The 20,321-nt window shown below is 37.8% G+C and carries 21 protein-coding genes; 6 read left to right on the top strand and 15 right to left on the bottom strand.

From position 1 onward, the window contains the following. Positions 1–31 precede the first annotated feature (31 nt). Positions 32–547: a phosphoglycerate mutase gene (locus tag ED557_00935; GenBank protein RNC85370.1), complete on the top strand. Its 516-nt coding sequence runs from the start codon at positions 32–34 to the stop codon at positions 545–547. Here the strand turns inward: ED557_00935 and ED557_00940 are convergent, their stop codons facing one another. The 7 genes from ED557_00940 to ED557_00970 are packed head-to-tail and all read right to left on the bottom strand — an operon-like array spanning position 548 to position 9,846. Next, positions 548–2,653, bottom strand: a complete 2,106-nt coding sequence (locus tag ED557_00940; protein ID RNC85371.1) for a VWA domain-containing protein — start codon at positions 2,651–2,653, stop codon at positions 548–550. Between the two features lie 8 nt (positions 2,654–2,661). Next, positions 2,662–3,651 carry a MoxR family ATPase gene (locus ED557_00945; GenBank protein ID RNC85372.1) on the bottom strand — a complete coding sequence of 330 codons (990 nt, stop codon included), beginning with the start codon at positions 3,649–3,651 and terminating at the stop codon, positions 2,662–2,664. Next, entirely contained in the window at positions 3,651–5,012 is a 1,362-nt protein-coding gene (locus ED557_00950) for a hypothetical protein (protein RNC85373.1), read from the bottom strand. The genes ED557_00945 and ED557_00950 overlap by 1 nt, the downstream gene beginning before the upstream one ends. A gap of 24 nt (positions 5,013–5,036) precedes the next feature. Beyond that, entirely contained in the window at positions 5,037–5,882 is an 846-nt protein-coding gene (locus tag ED557_00955; GenBank protein RNC85374.1) for a hypothetical protein, read from the bottom strand. Further along, positions 5,879–7,834, bottom strand: a complete 1,956-nt coding sequence (locus tag ED557_00960) for a hypothetical protein (protein RNC85375.1) — start codon at positions 7,832–7,834, stop codon at positions 5,879–5,881. The genes ED557_00955 and ED557_00960 overlap by 4 nt, the downstream gene beginning before the upstream one ends. 33 nt (positions 7,835–7,867) lie before the next feature. After that, complete coding sequence (locus ED557_00965; protein ID RNC85376.1) at positions 7,868–9,199, bottom strand: NupC/NupG family nucleoside CNT transporter; 1,332 nt, start codon at positions 9,197–9,199, stop codon at positions 7,868–7,870. Between the two features lie 5 nt (positions 9,200–9,204). Further along, on the bottom strand, positions 9,205–9,846 hold the full coding sequence (locus ED557_00970) for a thymidine kinase (GenBank protein ID RNC85377.1): 642 nt from the start codon (positions 9,844–9,846) through the stop codon (positions 9,205–9,207). A 128-nt stretch (positions 9,847–9,974) separates the two neighbouring features. Between ED557_00970 and ED557_00975 the strand changes: the two genes are divergently transcribed. After that, the gene (locus ED557_00975) at positions 9,975–11,993 is read left to right on the top strand and encodes an ATP-dependent helicase (protein RNC85378.1); all 2,019 of its coding nucleotides are present in this window, start codon (positions 9,975–9,977) and stop codon (positions 11,991–11,993) included. On the opposite strand, the gene ED557_00980 is transcribed toward ED557_00975, so the two are convergent. After that, a complete protein-coding gene (locus ED557_00980; GenBank protein RNC85379.1) occupies positions 11,990–12,229 on the bottom strand; it encodes a hypothetical protein in 240 nt (79 codons plus the stop codon). The genes ED557_00975 and ED557_00980 overlap by 4 nt on opposite strands. Positions 12,230–12,294: 65 nt before the next feature. Here ED557_00980 and ED557_00985 point away from each other — a divergent pair, with 65 nt between their 5' ends. The 4 genes from ED557_00985 (at position 12,295) to ED557_01000 (ending at position 15,217) form a co-directional block, all read left to right on the top strand. Continuing rightward, entirely contained in the window at positions 12,295–13,602 is a 1,308-nt protein-coding gene (locus tag ED557_00985; protein ID RNC85380.1) for a ribosome biogenesis GTPase Der, read from the top strand. Positions 13,603–13,616: 14 nt separating this feature from the next. Then, entirely contained in the window at positions 13,617–14,237 is a 621-nt protein-coding gene (locus ED557_00990) for a hypothetical protein (GenBank protein ID RNC85381.1), read from the top strand. 7 nt (positions 14,238–14,244) lie between these two features. Beyond that, the gene (locus ED557_00995; protein ID RNC85382.1) at positions 14,245–14,715 is read left to right on the top strand and encodes a peroxiredoxin; all 471 of its coding nucleotides are present in this window, start codon (positions 14,245–14,247) and stop codon (positions 14,713–14,715) included. Positions 14,716–14,860: 145 nt separating this feature from the next. Next, on the top strand, positions 14,861–15,217 hold the full coding sequence (locus tag ED557_01000) for a response regulator (GenBank protein RNC85383.1): 357 nt from the start codon (positions 14,861–14,863) through the stop codon (positions 15,215–15,217). Here ED557_01000 and ED557_01005 read toward each other — a convergent pair. From ED557_01005 to ED557_01035, 7 genes are all read right to left on the bottom strand, one after another. Continuing rightward, positions 15,210–15,896, bottom strand: a complete 687-nt coding sequence (locus ED557_01005) for an energy transducer TonB (protein RNC85384.1) — start codon at positions 15,894–15,896, stop codon at positions 15,210–15,212. The genes ED557_01000 and ED557_01005 overlap by 8 nt on opposite strands. Positions 15,897–16,010: 114 nt before the next feature. Continuing rightward, on the bottom strand, positions 16,011–16,676 hold the full coding sequence (locus ED557_01010; GenBank protein ID RNC85385.1) for an energy transducer TonB: 666 nt from the start codon (positions 16,674–16,676) through the stop codon (positions 16,011–16,013). Between the two features lie 89 nt (positions 16,677–16,765). Then, the gene (locus tag ED557_01015; GenBank protein ID RNC85386.1) at positions 16,766–17,638 is read right to left on the bottom strand and encodes a YegS/Rv2252/BmrU family lipid kinase; all 873 of its coding nucleotides are present in this window, start codon (positions 17,636–17,638) and stop codon (positions 16,766–16,768) included. Between the two features lie 11 nt (positions 17,639–17,649). Further along, entirely contained in the window at positions 17,650–18,012 is a 363-nt protein-coding gene (locus ED557_01020) for a DUF952 domain-containing protein (GenBank protein ID RNC85387.1), read from the bottom strand. After that, positions 18,005–18,946, bottom strand: a complete 942-nt coding sequence (locus ED557_01025; protein ID RNC85388.1) for a succinylglutamate desuccinylase/aspartoacylase family protein — start codon at positions 18,944–18,946, stop codon at positions 18,005–18,007. The genes ED557_01020 and ED557_01025 overlap by 8 nt, the downstream gene beginning before the upstream one ends. Next, the gene (locus ED557_01030; GenBank protein RNC85389.1) at positions 18,939–19,868 is read right to left on the bottom strand and encodes a 30S ribosomal protein S6--L-glutamate ligase; all 930 of its coding nucleotides are present in this window, start codon (positions 19,866–19,868) and stop codon (positions 18,939–18,941) included. Before ED557_01030 ends, ED557_01025 begins: the two co-directional genes overlap by 8 nt. Next, positions 19,865–20,314, bottom strand: a complete 450-nt coding sequence (locus tag ED557_01035; GenBank protein RNC85390.1) for a hypothetical protein — start codon at positions 20,312–20,314, stop codon at positions 19,865–19,867. Before ED557_01035 ends, ED557_01030 begins: the two co-directional genes overlap by 4 nt. Between the last annotated feature and the right edge of the window lie 7 nt (positions 20,315–20,321).

The following is a 20,321-nucleotide window of genomic DNA, read 5'->3' on the forward strand; positions in this document are numbered from 1 at the left end:
AGCATGGCTTTTTTTATATACCTCAAAAAACATGAGAAAAAGCTTTCAAACACTTATTCTGCTATCTCTATTTATTCTTGCTGGTAGCAGTGCATTACAAGCATTTCAAATAGAATCTACCACGCTAATTTTTGTTCGACATGCGGAAAAGGCAAGCGACGGAACAAGAAACCCACCCTTGGATGAAAAAGGGGAAAAGCGAGCCTCAAATCTATATAAATCACTTTCTGATTTTGATATTAAAGCCGTCTTTAGTACTCCTTACAAGCGAACAGAAATGACGGCAAAACCAACGGCCGATTCGCTAGATTTAGAAATCAATACTTATGGTTTTGAAAATATTGAGCAATTCTTGGAAAATATAATAGTGGAGTATAGGGGAGGGGCTGTTTTAATTGTAGGACACTCCAATACTACCCCTGCTCTGGTTAATATGGTTTTAGGAAGCAAAGAATACGAGCAAATAGATGAATCTCAATATGGAGATATGTTTATCGTAACTACGAAAGAGCTTGGAAACGCTACTGTTGATTTAAAAAGCTTTTAGCTAGGGAAGCGCATAATATTTTCTTGTGAGCCATTCTACTCCGAGAAGGGAGAGCACTAAAACAAACCACCAAAAAGAACGAACCGGAAAATGATAGCTTTCCACCAATTCCTGGTTTTGCTGTAATATATTATCGCTATTTAAGGCCTGCCAGAAATCACTAACGTTTTCGAATTCAAAGAATCTTCCTCCTGTTTCGTTTGCAAATGATTGAAGTAGATTATCATTTCTTATCGAGTTAACTAATTCTGAATTGGTTTGCTGTATCAAGAACTCTCCTGTTTGTGTATCAATCTCTCGGTTTCCTTTCCTGGCAACTGCTGTATATGAATACAACCCAGGACCCAAGCTTTCAGAACTAAGTTCATAGGCGCCGCCACCAACATTCGACATATTATAAGGCTGTAAAAAACCATCCTCAGTACTAATATTTAATTCAATTGAAGCTTCTGATTCTGACTCACCACTTTCATTATTGAGATTCGCATTTATTATAACCTCTTCTGATAGGTTAAATACGGGCTTTGAAGGAGAAATTTTTAACCTTCTATTATCAGGGTTGTTAGAAGTCCAACCTACAAGATTATTGACAAGCTGGATAACAAATTCACGTTCCTGCTCATTAGGGCTTTGATACATTTTAAACCATCCCCAAGCTGCAACTGTACTTCGGCGGACTCCACCTCTTTCTACAATACTTAGTATTGAATTAGGAGTCTTAACGTTTTGAAAGCTACTATTGATCAAATCAACTGCATCAGGTACAGTTGAAATAGATCTTAAAGAGCTTACAAGGGGAGGAGCATTTTGATAAACAATTTCCGGAAGTTCTAAAATTGGATGAGTATTGCTTTCAGAATTAGGTGAAAGTTGAACCTGAAATAATTGATTTCCCGAATTCTGAATCATGAAAAGCTCGGGAAAAATTCCTTCCTGGTTAATCCTGCTTTTTGGGAGCTGAAAATAAAGTGTAGAAGTGGTTGACAACCCTTTAAATAATGCCTGATCAATATTTCCATAAGGAACCCCATGCATAATAATGAGATCAAAATCTTCCATAGAGGGTATTTCATTTTCAATGACTTGGTTTGATCCAAACCAAGTCATTGTTGAAAGTTCAATATTTTGATCTTCCTCTAAGACAGAACGAACGGTTTTCACATCAGGGTGAACCTCAAAAGATATATGCAGAACTTTCGTTTTACCGTCTAGCACATCAATTGAAAAAAAGGAAGAATTATTTTCGGTACTCCATTCTTCCTCTAACTCACTTACAATAATTGAGTATTGATTTAGCCCAGGCTCTTCTAAGCTCAATGAAAAATCTATACTTTTTATTTCCTCTCCTGAGCTAAATGTTGCTTGCTCAGTAGCCAATGTATTTCCCTCACTATCTTTTAAATCGATAGTAATTGATTCTCCTTCATACCCATTCTGAGATATGTCAACTCTTACATTATGAAATGTATTAGTATATCCTGTTGGATTCGAAACAATGTTATTTACTGCGATATCCTTAACAGTAGTTGTATCACCTAGTGCTATAGAGTAAATAGGTATTGTTAGGTCTAAAGCGAGAAGGGCAGGGTTTCTGCCAAAAGTAATTATTCCATCAGAAAGCAAGACAACACCATCAAAATCATCTTCAAGTTCCTGAACCTGAGATAATGCTGAGTAGAAATTACTTTCACCCTCGTTAAATGTTAGTTGATCAACACCTGACAATTGAGCGGTACTGCTCCCAATACTAAAAAACTCCAAATCTATATTATTCCTTGAATAAATAGATAGTTGATCCAAAACCGATTGATATGACTCTATTCCCTGATAACTGCCTTTATTTATCGAAACGCTCTCAGAATTGTCAAGGAGGAATAGTAACCGAGGATTCTTTCGAACCAATTCAGAAGAGAAGAAATATGGATTAAGAAAAAGAACAAAGACAAGTAATAAGGCTAGTGTTCTTAGTGTTATTAATCCTATTCGAGGAAGTAAAGAGAGAGCCGTAATTTTTCGATATGAAAAAAAAGAAACAGCAATAAGGGAAATTGCTATTAAAGCAATTACAAAGTCTGGTAGGTTATGTTGGAAGCCCTGGAATTCCATTCATTAGATCAATGGACGTCATCCAGTAGCAGATTGATTAGTGATACAACTGTATGACCTTCAGCCTCAGCAGCATAATTATTCACTATCCGGTGCCTTAAAACTGGTACAGCAAGTGCCTTTATATCCTCTTCAGTTACATTATATCTTCCTTGTGATAGTGCTCTTGCCTTACCACCGAGTATCAGATATTGCGAAGCACGAGGGCCAGCTCCCCAGCTCATATACTTTTTAATATAATCGGGAGCTAAATCTGAATTGGGACGAGTCATACCAACCAACTTGACGGTATAATCAAGCACACTTTCAGGTACTGGTACTTCAAGAACCAAAGACTGGAGTTCTTCAATTTCTTCACGGGTTAAGATAGGAGACAGATTAACATCTCTTTTCGATGTTGTCTTGCTAACAATTTCCTTCTCTTCTTCAAAGCTTGGATAGTCAACCCAAATATTGAACATGAAGCGATCTAACTGAGCCTCAGGAAGGGGGTAGGTGCCTTCCTGCTCAATTGGGTTTTGTGTAGCAAGTACAAAGAAAGGAGTATCCAAATCATAAGTAACGCCGGAAGCTGTTACATGATATTCTTGCATACCTTCCAAAAGTGCTGCCTGAGTTTTAGGAGGTGTACGATTAATCTCATCGGCTAATATTATATTCGCGAAAATAGGGCCCTTAATAAATTTAAACTCTTTAGTTCCTTCTTGTTTATTCTCTTCAATAACCTCAGTTCCGGTTATATCTCCAGGCATTAAATCAGGGGTAAACTGAATTCTATTAAAAGAAAGACCAAGCGTATCAGCCAAGGTTCGTATTAAGAGTGTTTTTGCTAAGCCAGGCACGCCTACTAACACACAGTGCCCTCTGGAAAAAAGGCTTATAAGTAATAGGTTAATAATATCTTCCTGACCTATTACTGCTTTATGGATTTCTTTTTTTATTGCTGCAAACGATTCTGTGAATTTATCTGCAAGTTTAACCGGATCGTCTGCTATCATTAATTTGTCTCCATATTTGGTACCGGAATTCTATACTCTATGTAAAACTCGGACTTAAGCTCTTCAATCCATTTCGAGTATTCTGAGAATTGTTTTTGCTGCAGTGCTATTGCTTTAAGCCGATCATAGTCTTGTTCAAAATTGGCAACATGTTCCGGAATCTGCTTGTCAAGACGTACAATCCTGAATGCTTTACCAGCATTAGCATTGTTTGGATTAAATGGGCGAGGCTCAGAAATGGTTCCCTCTTCATCCATTAATAAAGCTATTCGATAAAGTGCAGGATCTAATCTGTTTAAAGGGATTAGTCGTTCTCCAGTCTGCGGGTCTAAAATTTTACCCCCTGAAATCTTTGTACTAGGATCTTCACTTAGTCTTTGTGCAAAAGCAGAAAAGCTTAACTCCGCATCAGCCATTAAACTATCCCTGATTTCTGTAAGTCGATTAATTGCAAAATCATCATCCAATTCAGAAGCGTCTACAGAAATAAGAATGTGTCGGGTTTCAATCTGATCTCCAACTCGTTCAATTAATTGGATTACATGAAAACCAAACTCAGTTTCAACAACGCTGGATATTTGTCCTGGCTGAAGGGCAGAAGCGGCGGCTGAATACTCAGAAACCAGATCACCCAAGGCCATCATAGGTAGTAAACCACCTTTTGGTGCCGAAGGGCCATCACTATGTCGGCGAGCTAGCTCATCAATGGATTTTCCGTGGTTAATTGCTGAATCTCTTAAAGCTTCTGCAAATTCACGAGCAGTTTCCCGGGCATCATCTTTAGGAGGAGGAAGGATTACAATTTGAGAAAGAGCAACTTGCTCAGGTATAGTAGGAAGAGAATCTTTAGGGATGGATTCAAAGAAGTCTAGTACTTCTGGCCTCGTAATAGTAATAGATGAGAATTTATTCTGGCGAACCATTTCGGTTAACATCTGCTCCCTGAAACCATCTCTAAACTCATCTTTTAGTTGAAGAATCGACTTTCCAAATACTTGCTCGAGAGCTTGTTCACTACCAGCTTGCTGTATAAGCTGGTTCACACGTTGATCCATTTGTCGGTTTACCCGTTCCAGAGGCACTGTAATAGAATCAACCCTTGCTTTTTCAATAAGTATGTAATTCTCAATAGATGCGTCGAAGAACTGATACCAGAGCTCTTCACTAAATTGAATAGGATTACCGTAGCTTTGAGCCTGCCTTATGTAATTCGCTACATCCGAATCGATATCAGATTTTAGGATCGCGTGATTGTTTACTAATGCTACAATTTGATCTGTAGGCTGTAAATTTTGTGCATTTAGTGAAGAAAATTGTCCCGCAACAAAAAAGGCTATTAATATACTTAGAGCTGTTTTCATCAAAATCTATGTAACGATATTTATCTAATTTCTTGAATGAACGTCGAAAGTTTCTATTTCATTATTCGCTTGAGCCTGAAGATAAAGATTCTTTACATAGGTATTGAAGGTCCGTCTTCTTTTTTCAAGGATTAACCATTCCTTGATTTGATCGATTAGCCACTCCAAATCTGGATGATCTCCTTTAGCTCGCTCTTCCATCAATTGAACAAAGTGATACTGGTCACCAAGATTTTCGATTACCGTTATTTCGGATAACCCAATTACTTTTATATATCGGTTCATAATTTCTGCTTCACCAGCTGCTATTGATTCAGGCCAAAACCTCTCCGATTCACGGATTGCCAACTCTGGATTAACAGAGAAAGCTTGAGCAACATCATTCCATTCGATACCTCTTAACAAGTCATTCCTAGCCCTCTGAGCATCTTCATAGGAGTTGGTAATCATGTGCCTGTACCTAACGTAGCGCTCCTCAAGTACAAAACTGTCTTTATTTTCTTGGTAATAGGTTCTTGCTTCTTCATCTGTAACCTGAATTTCCTCTTCCATTTCAGCTAGGTAGTATTCCTGGGCCACTTTGGTTAAATAATCCTCTCTTACTTTTTCTAGGCGATCTTGAATTTCAGGTTGTCGGTGTATTCTAAGCCTATAGGCATCTTGTAAAATAATCTGATTCTCTATCCACTCTTCTCTAAAAGTGGTATATGCAGCAATACTATCTTCCTTGAACACAAATTCAGGAATCGAGCTTTTAGCTTCAGAAAATGTAAGAGTTGCATTACCTACTCTGGCAAGGATAGGCTCTGCATTGTCCGATTTCCTGGTACAGCTTACCAATAAAAGTATTATCAGTAAGGTCGTTCTCATTCATTAGTTCCGTTGTTATACAATTCCTCTAGTTTAGAAGGATATACTGAAACATTATACTCATTGCGTAACCGATTTAACCAGTTCTCTTCTCTTATCGGCTGATAATCTGATAAAAGCTTATTGAAAGCTTCTTTAAAGGTCATCCTTCTTGCAGGAAGGATATCGTTTAAATAAAAGACCGCTTTTCTATTATTATATTCAAAAATCTCAGAAAAGGTTTCTTTTTCCATACTATTAAGCATATCAAATGGTTCTCCCTGAAATGTTCCCGTCGAATCAGATACTACTCCAACAGGGATATTATTTGCACGAACACTGTCTGGAGAATTACCAGCCTTGATAAAGTCAATGGCCTTCTGGAGCGTAGTATCTCTACTAGAAGTAATCAAATGATAGGAATAGCGGGTAGGGTAGGAGTAAGAATCGGAATCGTTCTCATAAAGGCTAAAGAGTTTAGTTGTATCAACTGTAGCTGCACTCCATACAGAATCTTCATTTATCTGATATACAACGAGCCCGCTCTTATAGTTATCAGTTTGATCCGAAAACTCCGGAAATTCACCTAATGCAAGGTCCGTTATTTTTGAATCAATAATTTCTTCTTTGAAATCATCAAACCAGGAATCACCATAATTAGAACTAAATGGACCTCTTTCGTTATTTATCAAATAGCTCAAAAAATCTGATACAGTTGCATTAGTCTCTGAAAAAGAGAATAAAGATTCATTCCCAAGGCTTTGATCCAGATTAATATCTTTGAATTCTGTCGAGTCTTGGCCTTTTGCAAATTCAGAAAAAAGCATGAGTGCTGAATCATTTACCTCACCGCCATAATACTCTTCAAGCCAATCAACGATAAAGCCATTACTCTTTCTAATAGTTCTTGAAGACTCAAGTAAACCCATCAGAAAATCATCTCTCTCTTGTTCACTCGAATATGTTCTTACGGAATCAATCTTAAGAAGATGGTAACCATAGGTTGTACTTATAGTTTCCGTGAATGGGAGAGAGGGATCTGAAGTCATTACCTGGTCAATAAAACTAGCATCATATCTGGAACCATACTCTATCCAACCTATCCGACCTCCGTTACCTGCTGAAGGGGTGTCTTGAGTATACTTTTTAACTGTTTCACTCCAGTCTGAGCCTTCGGCTAATTCTTTATAAGCACTATCCAACCTGGATGGCGCCTGGTTTCCTCTAAGGAATATATGGGATACTAATCGAGCTGGTTGGCGCTCCCTTTTCTCTTCCAATTGTACTATGTGATATCCAAACTGGGTACGAAAAGGAGTAGAAATCTCACCGACATCTAAACTATACAATACATCTTCAAACTCTTTTACAGTAGCACCTACTGAGAACCAGGGTAAATCACCCCCCATAGATCTACCATTTCTTTTGGAAGAATATTCTCCATCTAGTTCTGCAATGGTAGCGCCCGCAAGTATCTTTTCTCTTGCTTCCATAAGCCTATTGTAGGCTTCAAGAGTATCTTGTGGGGAAGCAGCCTGATCAACAGCAATTAATAGGTGTGAGGATTTTAGTTCATGGTCGTACCTAAACTTGAATTCATCGAAAAGGGTAGGGCGGATTTTATTTTCTAACCAGAAAGAATAAGCGGCTTGCTTAGCATAAACCTCATATTCGCTTAAAATTCCTTCGTTCTCAAAGTATCCAGCATCCTGGGCTGATAGGATTTTTGCTTTATAATCCAGGTAAATTGGCAAGAATTCCTGGAGTTCCTCCAGTGTGAATTCTCCATTAATGTTTCCAGACCTATAGTTCTGAACCAACTCATCGTAGCTTACCGGCTGGTTTCCAGCTACTCCTACCGCATCAATTGGCATCTGTTGAGGTGATTCTATGGTTTGGTTGCTTCCTGCACAGGAGATAAAAACTGCTGCAAATAGCGCGCATAGTAGTCTCATAAATCCTGGTTTTCTCATAGTATTGATGAATATTTCTTTTGTGTTAGTTTATTAAAAAAGCATTCCTGCTATAGTAGCAGTCATTAGGTTTGCAAGTGTTCCTGCAAAAACTGCTTTAAGTCCAAATTTTGCTAAGTCTGATTTCCTGCTTGGCGCTAGCCCTCCAATACCTCCAATTTGAATGGCAATTGAGGAGAAGTTAGCAAAACCACACAGTGCAAACGTAGCCATGGCTATTGTTTTTGCACTTAATGCGGTAGCAGCAACTCCCTCAGCGAGTTTAAGATATGCTACAAACTCGTTCAGAACGATTTTAGTACCTAGTAAAGATCCCATGGTTGTTGCGTCTTCCCATGGCACACCAATTAACCATGCCAGAGGAGCCAAAATCCAGCCAAGTAACATTTCTATGGATAATGGAGATCCTATCAATTCAGTAAGTCCTGTAAAGTCACTAATAGCTCCAAAAAGGCCATTAAACATAGCAAGTAACGCTATGAACGCCAATAACATAGCACCAACATTTGCAGCTAATTTCAAGCCTACTCCAGCGCCTGAAGCAGCGGCGTCAATACCGTTTGCATCAGTTTTCTCAACAACCATTTGAACCGAACCAGCAGTAACCGACTCTTCTGTTTCTGGATATAGTATTTTCGCAATAACCAGAGCTGCAGGGGCTGCCATTAAACTGGCTCCAAGTAAACGTTCAGCAAAGAGTTGTTGAGCTACCTCTATTTCTAAGCCATTAGCAGCAGCAAAAGAAGAACCCAGCATGGCCACATATGCAGCCATCACTCCTCCAGCTATAGTAGCCATACCCCCGGTCATAACTGCAAGAAGCTCAGATTTTGTCATCCTGTCAATGAATGGCTTAATAACTAGTGGCGCTTCAGTCTGGCCTACAAAAATATTTGAAATTACAGATAGAGTTTCTGCTCCGGAAGTACCCAGAAGCTTTTGCATGCCCCTTGAAAATACTTTGACTACAAATTGAAGGATCCCATAGTGATATAGAATAGCAGTAAGAGAGGCAAAAAAGATAATAGTGGGAAGAACCTGAAAAGCAAAAATTACCCCCATACTATCTTCATATTCCGGGCCATGGGCTAAAAAACTAAATAAGAATTCAGCTCCAGCCGTAGTGTACTGTAAAACTATTACAAAGAAGCTCGCAACTAATTCAAAAAGCAATGTTGGCCACCCAAGAGGAGCCCAAAAATTGGCCAGAACTTCTGATTTCAAGATAAAAATAGCCAAGACAAACTGAATACCTAAACCCGTGATAACCAACTTCCAATTAATGTGCTTTTTGTTATTACTTAATAAATAAGTCGCACCAATTATTACTACCATTCCTAAAATGCCGCGAAGGATATTTTCCATAAGAGTTAGTTAGTTGGGTGTTCTTCAGTTTCGACGTCCACATGTGTAAAAGGACGTATGGGTTTCCCTCTACGTGTATCTACGCTAGGTCTGAAACAGTGCCGAGCCCTTGGTTCATATGCGTCATATTCTCCAACAAGTACAGTATTGGTGTTATCAACCACTCTTTGGGAATAATTGGCAAGTGCACCACTTTCAGAACAAACAGCGTGAAGCTTTGTCACAAATTCAGCAACAGCTAATAGATAGGGCATTGGGCCAAACGGTCTGCCTTCAAAATCCATATCCAAACCCGCTACAATAACTCTCTTTTTATCATTAGCAAGGCTATTTGCAACGTCTACTATTCTATCATCAAAAAATTGTGCTTCATCTATGCAGACAACTTTTGCATTTCCGGTGAGCAGAACTATTTGATCTGCAGTATCTACTAGAATACTTGGAAGAGCAGTTTCATTGTGAGATACTACTTCGGTTTCACTATATCTTTTATCAATTGCAGGTTTTACTACTACTACATTTTGTCCTGCTATATGTGCTCTTTTCGCCCTTCTTATTAGCTCCTCGGTTTTACCACTAAACATGCCTCCACAAATAACTTCGATCCAGCCGAAATCTTTAGGAGCCAACGATGGTTCGTTTGTCATGAATTTCTTGATTGAATTATTGAAGGGGAATATATCGGGGTTAGTACCAAATGAAAAGCAAAGAATTCTCATTTAAATAAGATGTACACATAATTTTTACATACTCCACAAATTGATTACTTTCGATCATGAAAAAATTCATTCTAAAGAAGGAATCATTAAGTCTTCGCTCTGAAGATTATTCAATCTCATATGAAAAACTACTAAATCCTCAGCAATTAGAGGCAGTTTTTCATAATGAAGGTCCTGCCTTAGTTGTAGCAGGCGCAGGAACAGGCAAAACGAGAACACTTGTATATCGGGTAGCTCGTCTGGTTGAAAGCGGAGTACATCCTTCTGAAATTTTGCTTCTCACTTTTACCAGAAGAGCAGCAAATGAAATGCTGCAACGAGCAAGCTCTATTTTAGATGAACGTTGTAAGCAGGTAAGAGGAGGGACCTTTCATTTTTATTGTAGTCAGATTTTGCACCAATATGCAGAGCAAATTGGATACCAGAAAAACTTCACTATTGTCGACTCTTCAGATGCATTGGAAATAATTCAGCTCATAAGAACACAACTCAACCTGCATAAAAATAAAAAGAGATTTCCGAATAAGAACACGCTCTATTCCATAATTAGCACTAGTAAAAATAAATCTCTTGATACTAGGGTAATCCTATTAGATCGATATCCTCAATTTGCCGAGTATGAAGAAACCATAGAAGAAGTTGCAGAAAGGTATGAGGCATATAAGAAACAGAATTCAGTAATGGATTTTGATGATTTGCTGACTAATACCTGTACTCTTTTGAATAATAATGAAGAGATAAGGCATGCTATTTCTAAGAAACATCGCTTTGTTATGGTTGATGAGTACCAGGATACCAATAAGCTTCAAGCTCAGCTTGCGCAACTTTTTTCAAGCGTTCATGGAAACATAATGGGAGTAGGGGACGATGCTCAGAGCATTTATTCATTTAGAGGAGCAGAGCATCGAAATATCATTGAATTCCCTGCACTTTTTCCTGAAACTAAAATTATCAAACTGGAAGAAAATTATAGATCCACTCCTGAAATTCTTAATACCGCAAATGAGCTTTTAAAACAGGCTCATTTTAAATACGATAAACAGCTCTATTCAAAAAAGGATACATCAGACTTACCTGCTTTAGTAAAGGCGTCTACGGTTAGCGAACAAAGCCGATTTGTGACACAAATGGTAGCTGTACTAAGAGAACAAGGGATACCACTCAACTCATGTGCAGTTTTATTTAGAAATGGGAGGGACTCCTATGATCTTGAAGTTGAGCTGAATCGAAAAAATATACCCTTCACTAAATATGGAGGTCAGAAATTTACCGAAGCTGCCCATGTCAAAGATATACTTGCTCATATCCGGGTTATAGTAAACCCAATGGATACAATTGCATGGAATAGAATACTTATGCTTATAGATGGAATTGGTCCGAAAACAGCCGAGGATTTATTTACATGGGTAAGATCCTCAACGAATCCATTTGATCTAGAAAAATCTGGAGTAGTCAGTAAAGGATACCTCAAACAAATAAAATCCTTGAGCAAATTACTGCTTGAACTGAAAGAAAACGAGAAGGGTATTTCACAAGGCCTTGAAATTCTGGTTCAGTATTATAAATACTTTTGTGAAAAAAGATATGATGACTACCCAAAGCGCATCAAAGATTTAGAAGCATTTGTTCAATTATCTGTAAACTATTCTTCATTCGAAAAAATGGTTAAAGAATTAACCTTAGATCCAATCAATTATACATCTGTAGATACTGAACAAAAACAGAACGAAGAACCTCCTCTGGTCTTGAGTACAATTCATTCTGCTAAGGGATTAGAGTGGGAACATGTTTTTATAATTCAGTGCCTTGATGGTATTATACCTTCTGCGTACTCAGTGGAAGAAGAAGATCAATTAGATGAAGAGCTTAGGTTGTTATACGTGGCTACAACAAGAGCGAAGGCCATGCTTTATTACAGTTATCCTGCAATTGCACCTTCGGTACATGGAGATTACTTCACAAATCCTAGCCGATTTATTGAAGCTATTGAGGAAAGTAGTTTAGAAAACTGGCAATTAGTGGAAGAGGAATCGAACCAACTATCAGAAACGAAAAATTCCTATTTAGAGAGTTAGTTCTTTTTCATAAACCTATGTTGTGCAATAATATCGCTGATAAACCAGAAAACGGGATAAATAGGAATTAATATAGCTGCTACAACCTGCCATTTATTGTACTTAGCTTTTCCTCCGTCTACAGGAAGGGTAATGCCCGCGATTCCTCCAATCCAAAAAATGAAGAAAAGGAAAAACACTAAGGAGAGCGTTAGTGAGCCAAAAAAACCTGTGTATTCATAAAAGCTTTTAAGCATGTAGAGCTATTAAATCCTAAAATTTCCTTACTTTTGCAGGCCAAATTAATCATTCACAAACAAATATGCTCCCAGTTGTTTCCATTGTAGGCCGACCTAATGTGGGGAAGTCGACCATTTTTAATAGACTAATAGGTGAGAGAAAGGCGATCGTCCATGATGAATATGGCGTAACCAGAGACCGCCACTATGGAGAATCCTATTGGAATGGCAGGGATTTCACGGTAATAGATACCGGAGGGTATTTGCCAGATGATATGGATGTAATGGTTTCCGGAATCAGAGAACAAGTCCATATTGCTTTAGAAGAATCTGACCTTGTTCTTTTTGTTGTGGATACCGATTCAGGAATAAATACGCTGGATAAATCTGTTGCTAGTATACTTCGACAACAGGAGAAACCAGTATTAGTGGTTACAAATAAAGCAGATAATGAAGAAAGAAGACTTAATGCTTCCGAATTCTATGAGCTAGGTTTTGATGATCTTTTTCCAATATCTGCTATTAGCGGGTCCGGGACAGGAGAACTCCTTGATAGAGTTGTAGAACTATTACCGGAATCAATTGCAGAGGAAAAGGAAGAAATTCCGCGTCTTGCTTTTATCGGAAGACCAAATGTTGGAAAAAGTAGTCTTGTTAATGCTTTACTTAATGACGAACGATGCATAGTAACTGACATAGCCGGAACTACACGGGATACTATCGATAGTCGATTTACTTTTGAGGGAAGAGATTATATACTCGTAGATACAGCGGGACTTAGAAAGAGAGTTAAAGTCAAAGAAAACATTGAGTTTTATAGCACAGTTCGGACAGAAAAAGCAATTAGAGAATGTGATATTGCGGTCCTGATTTTAGATGCAGAGAGAGGTTTTGAAGATCAGGATAAACGCGTTCTACGAGAAGCCGAAAAATTTAATAAAGGCTTGATCATTGTCCTCAATAAATGGGATTTAATAGAAGACAAGGACACAAACACTGTTCGAGAATTTGAAAAATACATCTATGAAAGTGTTCCACAATTTGATTTTGTTCCGATACTGACTATCTCAGCTTTAAACAAAAAAAGAATCCATAAAGTGATTGAACTCGCTGATTTAGTAATGAGCGAGAGAAAGAAGCAAATTGGTACTTCGGAACTAAATAACTTTTTAGAGGAAATATTGAGGGATCGGCCACTTCCAATGAAACGAGGTAAGCAGCTAAAAATACAATATATAACTCAGGTCAAATCCGAGCCTCCTGTTTTTAAGCTTTTCATGAATAACCCACAGGATATGCCTCCTAATTATCGACGTTATATTGAAAACAAACTTCGAGCCAGATACAGCTTTACCGGTGTTCCGGTCACTTTCGTATTTAGGCAAAAGTAATTATAGGCTCATTTATGGAAGGTTTGAATTGGGTTAGTATTTTATTTTTGTTAGCTGGTATTCCATCTTTAGTTATCCTGGCTCTAAGTGGATCTAAAACTAAAGAACTTTCTACCATACTATTCGGAGCCGCGTTGGCTAGTTTTTTAACTGGTATAACTGTTGATTTAATATATTTCGAAGTGGAGAGAAGTAGGTTTAGGGATTGGCTTGAACTAATCAGTATAGCTTCGGTTTTATGCGCCCTATTTATAAAAGCAAGAAATTCAAAGCCGATATTTGCCAGGTTCCCAATACAACTAACTTTTTTGCCATATATCGTTCTTTTCTTCTTTCCAATGGCTGTTGATACTCTTGTAGTCAAAAACTTATTACAAATAATTTACCAAGGAGGAGGGATCATTGTAGCAATTTTATTGTTTTCAATTAATCACTATTTATATAAAAAAAGAGAGCTCTTATTAATCTCAAGTATACTTTTTTTAGCAGCTTATATACTTTTTTGGATTATCCCAGCTGATATAAGTAACGTAGATCTTAAACTGATATCTAATATTGTGTTTACTGCGGGAATTATTTCTTCATCTCTAGGATTGAAGAAACTGTCAGAAATTAAATCTAAGGATCTAACTTAAAATTATTATGCCTATTTCAGTAAATGACAAAGCACCTGACTTTAAACTGCAAAACACAGATAGGGATTTTATTTCCTTATCAGATTACGAAGGAAAGAAGAATGTTGTTTTGCTTTTTTACCCTTTGGCTTTTTCATCTACATGCACCGAAGAGCTATGTTCAACCAGGGATAATCTAAAAATCTATGAAGCTTTCAATGCAGAAGTTCTAGGAATAAGTATTGATAGTTTCTTTGTACAAAAAGCATTCAAGGAATCTCAGAACCTTAACTTTAAGCTGTTAAGTGATTTTAACAAAGATGCTTCAGAGAGCTATGGGATTCTTTATGAAGACTTTTTCGGAATGAAAGGGGTATCGAAAAGGTCAGCATTCGTAGTTGATAAAAATGGTGTGATTAAATATTCAGAGGTATTAGAAGATGCATCTCAGGTTCCTGACTTTAATTCAATACAAAAGATCTTAGCAGAGTTAAGCTAGTTTTAAAGCTAATTGAAAGTATAAGATAGTAGAGATAGATATATGTAACTTTACATAATATAAATTATAGGGCTAATATATCATTCGTTACTTTTAAAAATGAATTATTTCAGTAACTTGCAATCTGTGCAGTAAAAAAGTTTAAATGAAAGTATTAGTTGTAGAAGATGATAAGGTGCTATCACTTCTTCTTTCAAAAATGGTAGAGAAAATGGGACTCTCCGTAATAGGAACAGCCGTGGCTGGTCATGAAGCTATTACAAAAGCAAAAGAGCTTATACCTGACTTAATCCTGATGGACATCATGCTTGAAGATGATATCGATGGCATCGACGCTATGCGACAGCTTAGAAAAGAAAAAATCGGAATTCCCGTCATTTTTATTACCGGGAATTCCGATGTCTATAACCGTGAAAGAGCTAAAGAAACTAACTATACCGATTATTTAGTTAAGCCAATTAGTTTTGACCTTCTGAAGGAAACAATAAGTAAAGTTAACTAGTCGCTTCTTTCAATTTAAAGGTAACTGGTAATGTATACTTAACACTTACTGGTCTACCTCTCTGTAATCCGGGTCTAAATTTCAATTCCTTAACCACTCGAACTGCTTCCTGATCACATCCACCTCCGATTCCTCTAACTATGAAAGGATCAAGCACATTTCCATCCTTATCAATTACAAACTGAACGATAACTTTCCCTTCTATTCCGGCTTTTACAGCCATTTCAGGATATTTTACCTTCTCTTGAACCGCTTTAATGCCACCAAGTAATACAGGAGGTGTTTCTACAACTACAAAGATTTCTTCTTCCTCGATATCTTTTTGGTCAATTGGCCTAGGAGGTAGTGGAATTTCAGGGATATTAGTGAAATCAATTTCAGCATCAATTTCTAATATCTCCTCTTCAAGTACTTCATCGTTAGGAACCTCAATTGGAACTGTTGGCCTGGGTGGAGCCGGAGCTTTGAGTTCCTGCCTTGTTTGAACAATATCCTGGATAATTACTTCTTCCTGTGTTGTCAGGATTATTTCTTTTTCTGTTTCGGATGGGATTATATGAACAGAAAATATAGTTATTAAAGCACCAAGTGAGAGTATTAAACCGAATTCAAACTTAAGTTGGTAACTTGTGAAAGAAATACGGTCTAGTAGAGTGCTATGTTTTCCAACCTTTTTCATTAGACACCTCCTTTCTTTGCTTTAAGGTGGATATCCAATGTGAAGATTAAATGAAAAAAAAGAACCCCTGAAAAGGGGTTCCTAAACAATAAAGAATATGAAAAAGGTCGAGGTCTACCCTTCCAGACTAAAGGAAATTGGAATGCTATAGCTTACACTAACAGGTCTCCCTCGTTGCATACCTGGCTGGAACTTAGCACCTTCAAGAGCTTTGAGAGCGGCTTCATCACAACCTCCGCCGATTCCTCTAACAACTCTTGGGTTTACAATATTTCCTTGTGGATCCACAACAAACTGGATAATTACTCTTCCTTCGATACCAGCTCTCCTGGCCATCTCTGGATAAACAATTCGCTTTTGTACGCCTGCGATTCCCCCAATTAATACGGGAGGTTGTTCTACAACAACAAAAACCTGGTCGTCAAATTCATCGTCAGACGGCGGCGGTGGCGGTGGCAAGTCCAACGGACCATCCAAATCCAGCTCGGCATCTAGCTCAAGAATCTCATCTTCCAGAATCTCGTCATTGGGTACTTCAACAGGTACAGGAGGTCTTGGTGGAGGTGGTGGTGTTTCAACTTGTTTAGTTTGAACAACTTCCTCCATTATTATTTCTTCCTGTACTTCAATTGGAATTATTTCTGGTGGTTCAGACTCAATCGTAATCCTAAATGCGATTAAGAATATTACCAAACTCGAAATTAGCCCTATTTGCAAATGAAGCTTATAGTTCTTCCGGTAGTCTTTCAACCGTCTCATTCTTTTAACTGGTTCTCTCATTTTAGCTCCTTTATGTTTTTTAAACCGGAGCATTATCCGAAAGTAAGATTATTAAGTTGCGTCCAGAATATGAAGAAATGTTAAAATACTTAGGCTATTACTTGAAGTTCTTTCTTAATTAATTCGATATCAAAAACACTGGCCTGCTCTAAAATCTCTCCATCTTTATGTATATAAACTGGTTCTGATAACTTTATGCTAAAATTTGAACCCTTTATCATGCTGAACATTCCTTCCGAAACAGCAACTCCAGCTGAAAGTTTCAAAAACTCCAGAACTAATCTTACAGTTGAAACTTTATTCGCATAGATTAACTCAAGAATCCCATCATTAGGATCTGAAGAAGGTGAAATCAAGTACTTCCCTCCTTCCCATTTGCCATTCGCTAACACGATCATTTTGGTTTCAGTAACAATTAGGTCTTCTAATGAGGCCGACTTTATTTTGGCTGTAAATACTTTTGCCCGGAACAATGTCAACATACCTGCGAGTACGTACCTAAAAACAGATAAACATGAAGGTAATGTAGTAGCTATAAAATTTGTTTGACCATCGAAGCCTATTCCTAATGTATTTATAAAATAGGTGTCATTGACCCGAACTAGATCAACTGATATAAACTCAGCTTTTTTTAAAACTGCTAAATTTTCTTCCAGAGACTTTTTGAGACCCAAAGACTTTGCAAAATCATTTCCTGTACCTATCGGAAGTACCCCAAGCAATAGGCTCCTATTTCTAATTGCTGATGCTACAGCGCTTATAGTTCCATCACCACCACAAGCTACGCAAACATCGAATCCCTCCTCTATCCCAGATACTATTTCCTCAATTCGATCCCCCTCTTCCAGAAATCTGATTTCAGAATTCGGCAGGTATTTCTTGATAAGCTGAAAATGATTTTGAATTACCGCTTTGGATTTACCTGAGTTCGAAAACGTATTTACCAGTAAGAAATAATTCAAAACCTAGTGTATTAGTCGAAGTGCTTAACCTTCACCGAAAAATCTCCTTTTTTGCCTTTTCTGAGAACTATACGATCAATAATGGCATCAATTGAAAAGCTTCCATACACGTTTGGATAGGTTTGATCTCCTTCCTTTTCGTGCTTTATTGGTACCTGAAGCCTGAGAGGATCAATTACGATTAATAGTAAATCATTTTCTTTTGAAAAGAATGAATTAGCCGCTTCCTGGATCTGACTCCCTAAAAAACATTGTATATATCCTTGTTCTTCAAGAGAATCAGGTTCAAAAATCCCTGATTCTGAAAAAGCTTTCCAGTCTTCTTTTCTTATTAGAGTAAATAAAAGATCGATTTCCAATAGTTTCCTAATTATATGCTATATGAATAAGGGCATCCCCTTTGTGTACAATTGGATTGTTGTTCTGCCCTATTATAATCCCTGGTTCTGAAAATACTACTTTTGTCTTTTTGCCTCCAAATGGATCCGAAATAAAACCAAGGCTTCGTTTCTTTTCTATGGAAGTTCCAAGCTCGAACTCAGGCGAAAAAAGCCCCGCAGTTTTAGCTCTTACCCAGCCAGATTTTCTGAACATCCTGGTTCCTTTTATTTCTGGAGCCTGAAATTTCATACCCAAGTGCTTCATTAATTTCAAAGTGCCTTCAATCCCAAGGCCAATTCCATGTTCATCAAACCGTAAAGATTCACCGGTTTCATAAACTAGAATTGTCTTTTTCTTTTTATTAGAAGCACTTCGAAAAGACTTTGGGATTAACGTAGAATGCAAGGTAATAGGAGCATCAAAAGCTTTGGCTAGTTCTTTGGCTCCCTGTAAATTAAACGAGCAACGTATTTGAGGGAAATTGGCTTTGCTTGCCCCTCCAGTATGAAAATCAACACCACAGTCTATTTGTGGAATAATTTGAGTCATTAAAGTGTAAGCTAACAACCGGGCCAGAGAGCCTCCTTTAATTCCGGGAAAGCTTCTGTTTATATCTTTTCCATCAGGAACACCTCTCACATTTAAGAGAAAACCATAAATATTTACTATAGGTAAAGCAATAACTGTTCCTACCTTCGGCAATATTTGCTTTGTGGAAATAAGCCTTCTAATAATCTCTATGCCATTAATCTCATCCCCATGAAGCCCTCCGGTAAGGAGCAATACAGGCCCGTCTTGTTTTGCCCGGTATACATGAACCGGAAGATCTATACTTGTATACGTTGGTAGACGAGCGATATTCAAATTGATTTTTCGGTTTTCACCTATACCAATTTTCTGATCTTTAATGGTAATGTAATCAGGCATTACTCTTTATTTTCCTTCGCCTTACTGGTCTTGCTTTTATCTTCTCAGTTTCTGAAGCCACATAACGGATAATCGCCCCTGCAATATCTTTGCCAGTAGTTTTTTCAATGCCTTCTAAACCGGGAGATGAATTCACTTCCAGAATAAGTGGGCCCCTTTCAGATTGTAGCATGTCAACCCCGGCAATTGGAAGTCCCATTGCCTGGGCTGCCGTTAATGCCGCTTCTCTCTCTTTTTTGTTTAGTTTGATTAGTGAACTGGTTCCTCCCTGATGCAGATTAGATCGAAACTCTCCTTCTTTCCCTTGCCGTTTCATTGCCCCAACTACTTTGCCGTGAACTACAAATACCCTTAGATCAGCTCCTTTCGACTCAGAAATAAACTCCTGTACAATTACCCGAGCCTTCATACTATGGAATGCCTCTATGATAGATTGCGCAGCTTTTTTTGTTGGAGCTAATACAACTCCATAGCCCTGCGTGCCTTCCAAAAGCTTGACGATAAGAGGAGCTCCACCAACCGAGTCAATAAGCTTGTCAACTTCCTTTGAGTAATTTGTAAATACCGTTTTTGGAAGTCCGATTCCTGCTCTAGCCAAAATCTGCAGGCTTCTTAGTTTGTCTCTGGATCGAACTAATGCCTGAGATTGTACAGCAGTAAACTTATTCATCATTTCAAATTGCCGAACTACTGCTGCACCATAGTAAGTTACAGATGCTCCAATTCTGGGAATTACAGCGTCTATATCACTTAAGCTTTCTCCTTTATAAAAAATATCTGGTTTGTCTTGCTCGATTATGATATCACATTTAAGATGATCTATCACTTTTGCTTCATGCCCCCTCGATTCAATAGCCTCGACTAACCTCTTAGTTGAATAGAGCGCTGGATTTCTGGAAAGTATTCCAATTTTTAAACTCAATGTACCTTGTTTTGTTTAACTGATAAGTTTCGTTTAGAAACATCAACAATAAATTTCTTTGAGAGGAATTTACGGCCTAATAATAGAGGATATTTCATCTCAGATCTATCTGTTAATGAAAATTCAATTGTGTACTCCTCTTTGAAAAAACTGATTGAAGTTTGAACAAAAATCCTCACCTCGCTTAATCCATTTGAACTTTTAACCTCTCTCCTGTCAAAAACAGGAAGCTCAATAAGCTTACCGTTATATGCGGGGTGTTCAGGATCTAATAGATTGAACCTTACCCACTCCTGTTTTTTATTTAGGAATGTTTCAATATGATGACAGTGCAAGCTTGACGAGTATGCTCCCGTATCTATTTTAGCTTCTATTTCTTCAATATCCCATTTTGGTAGGTCAACCAGCTCGTTGCGGCCTATAGTATGGAGTTGATGTTTTTTCATTAATTTC

This window comes from Balneola sp. (assembly GCA_003712055.1).
Classification (GTDB): domain Bacteria; phylum Bacteroidota; class Rhodothermia; order Balneolales; family Balneolaceae; genus RHLJ01.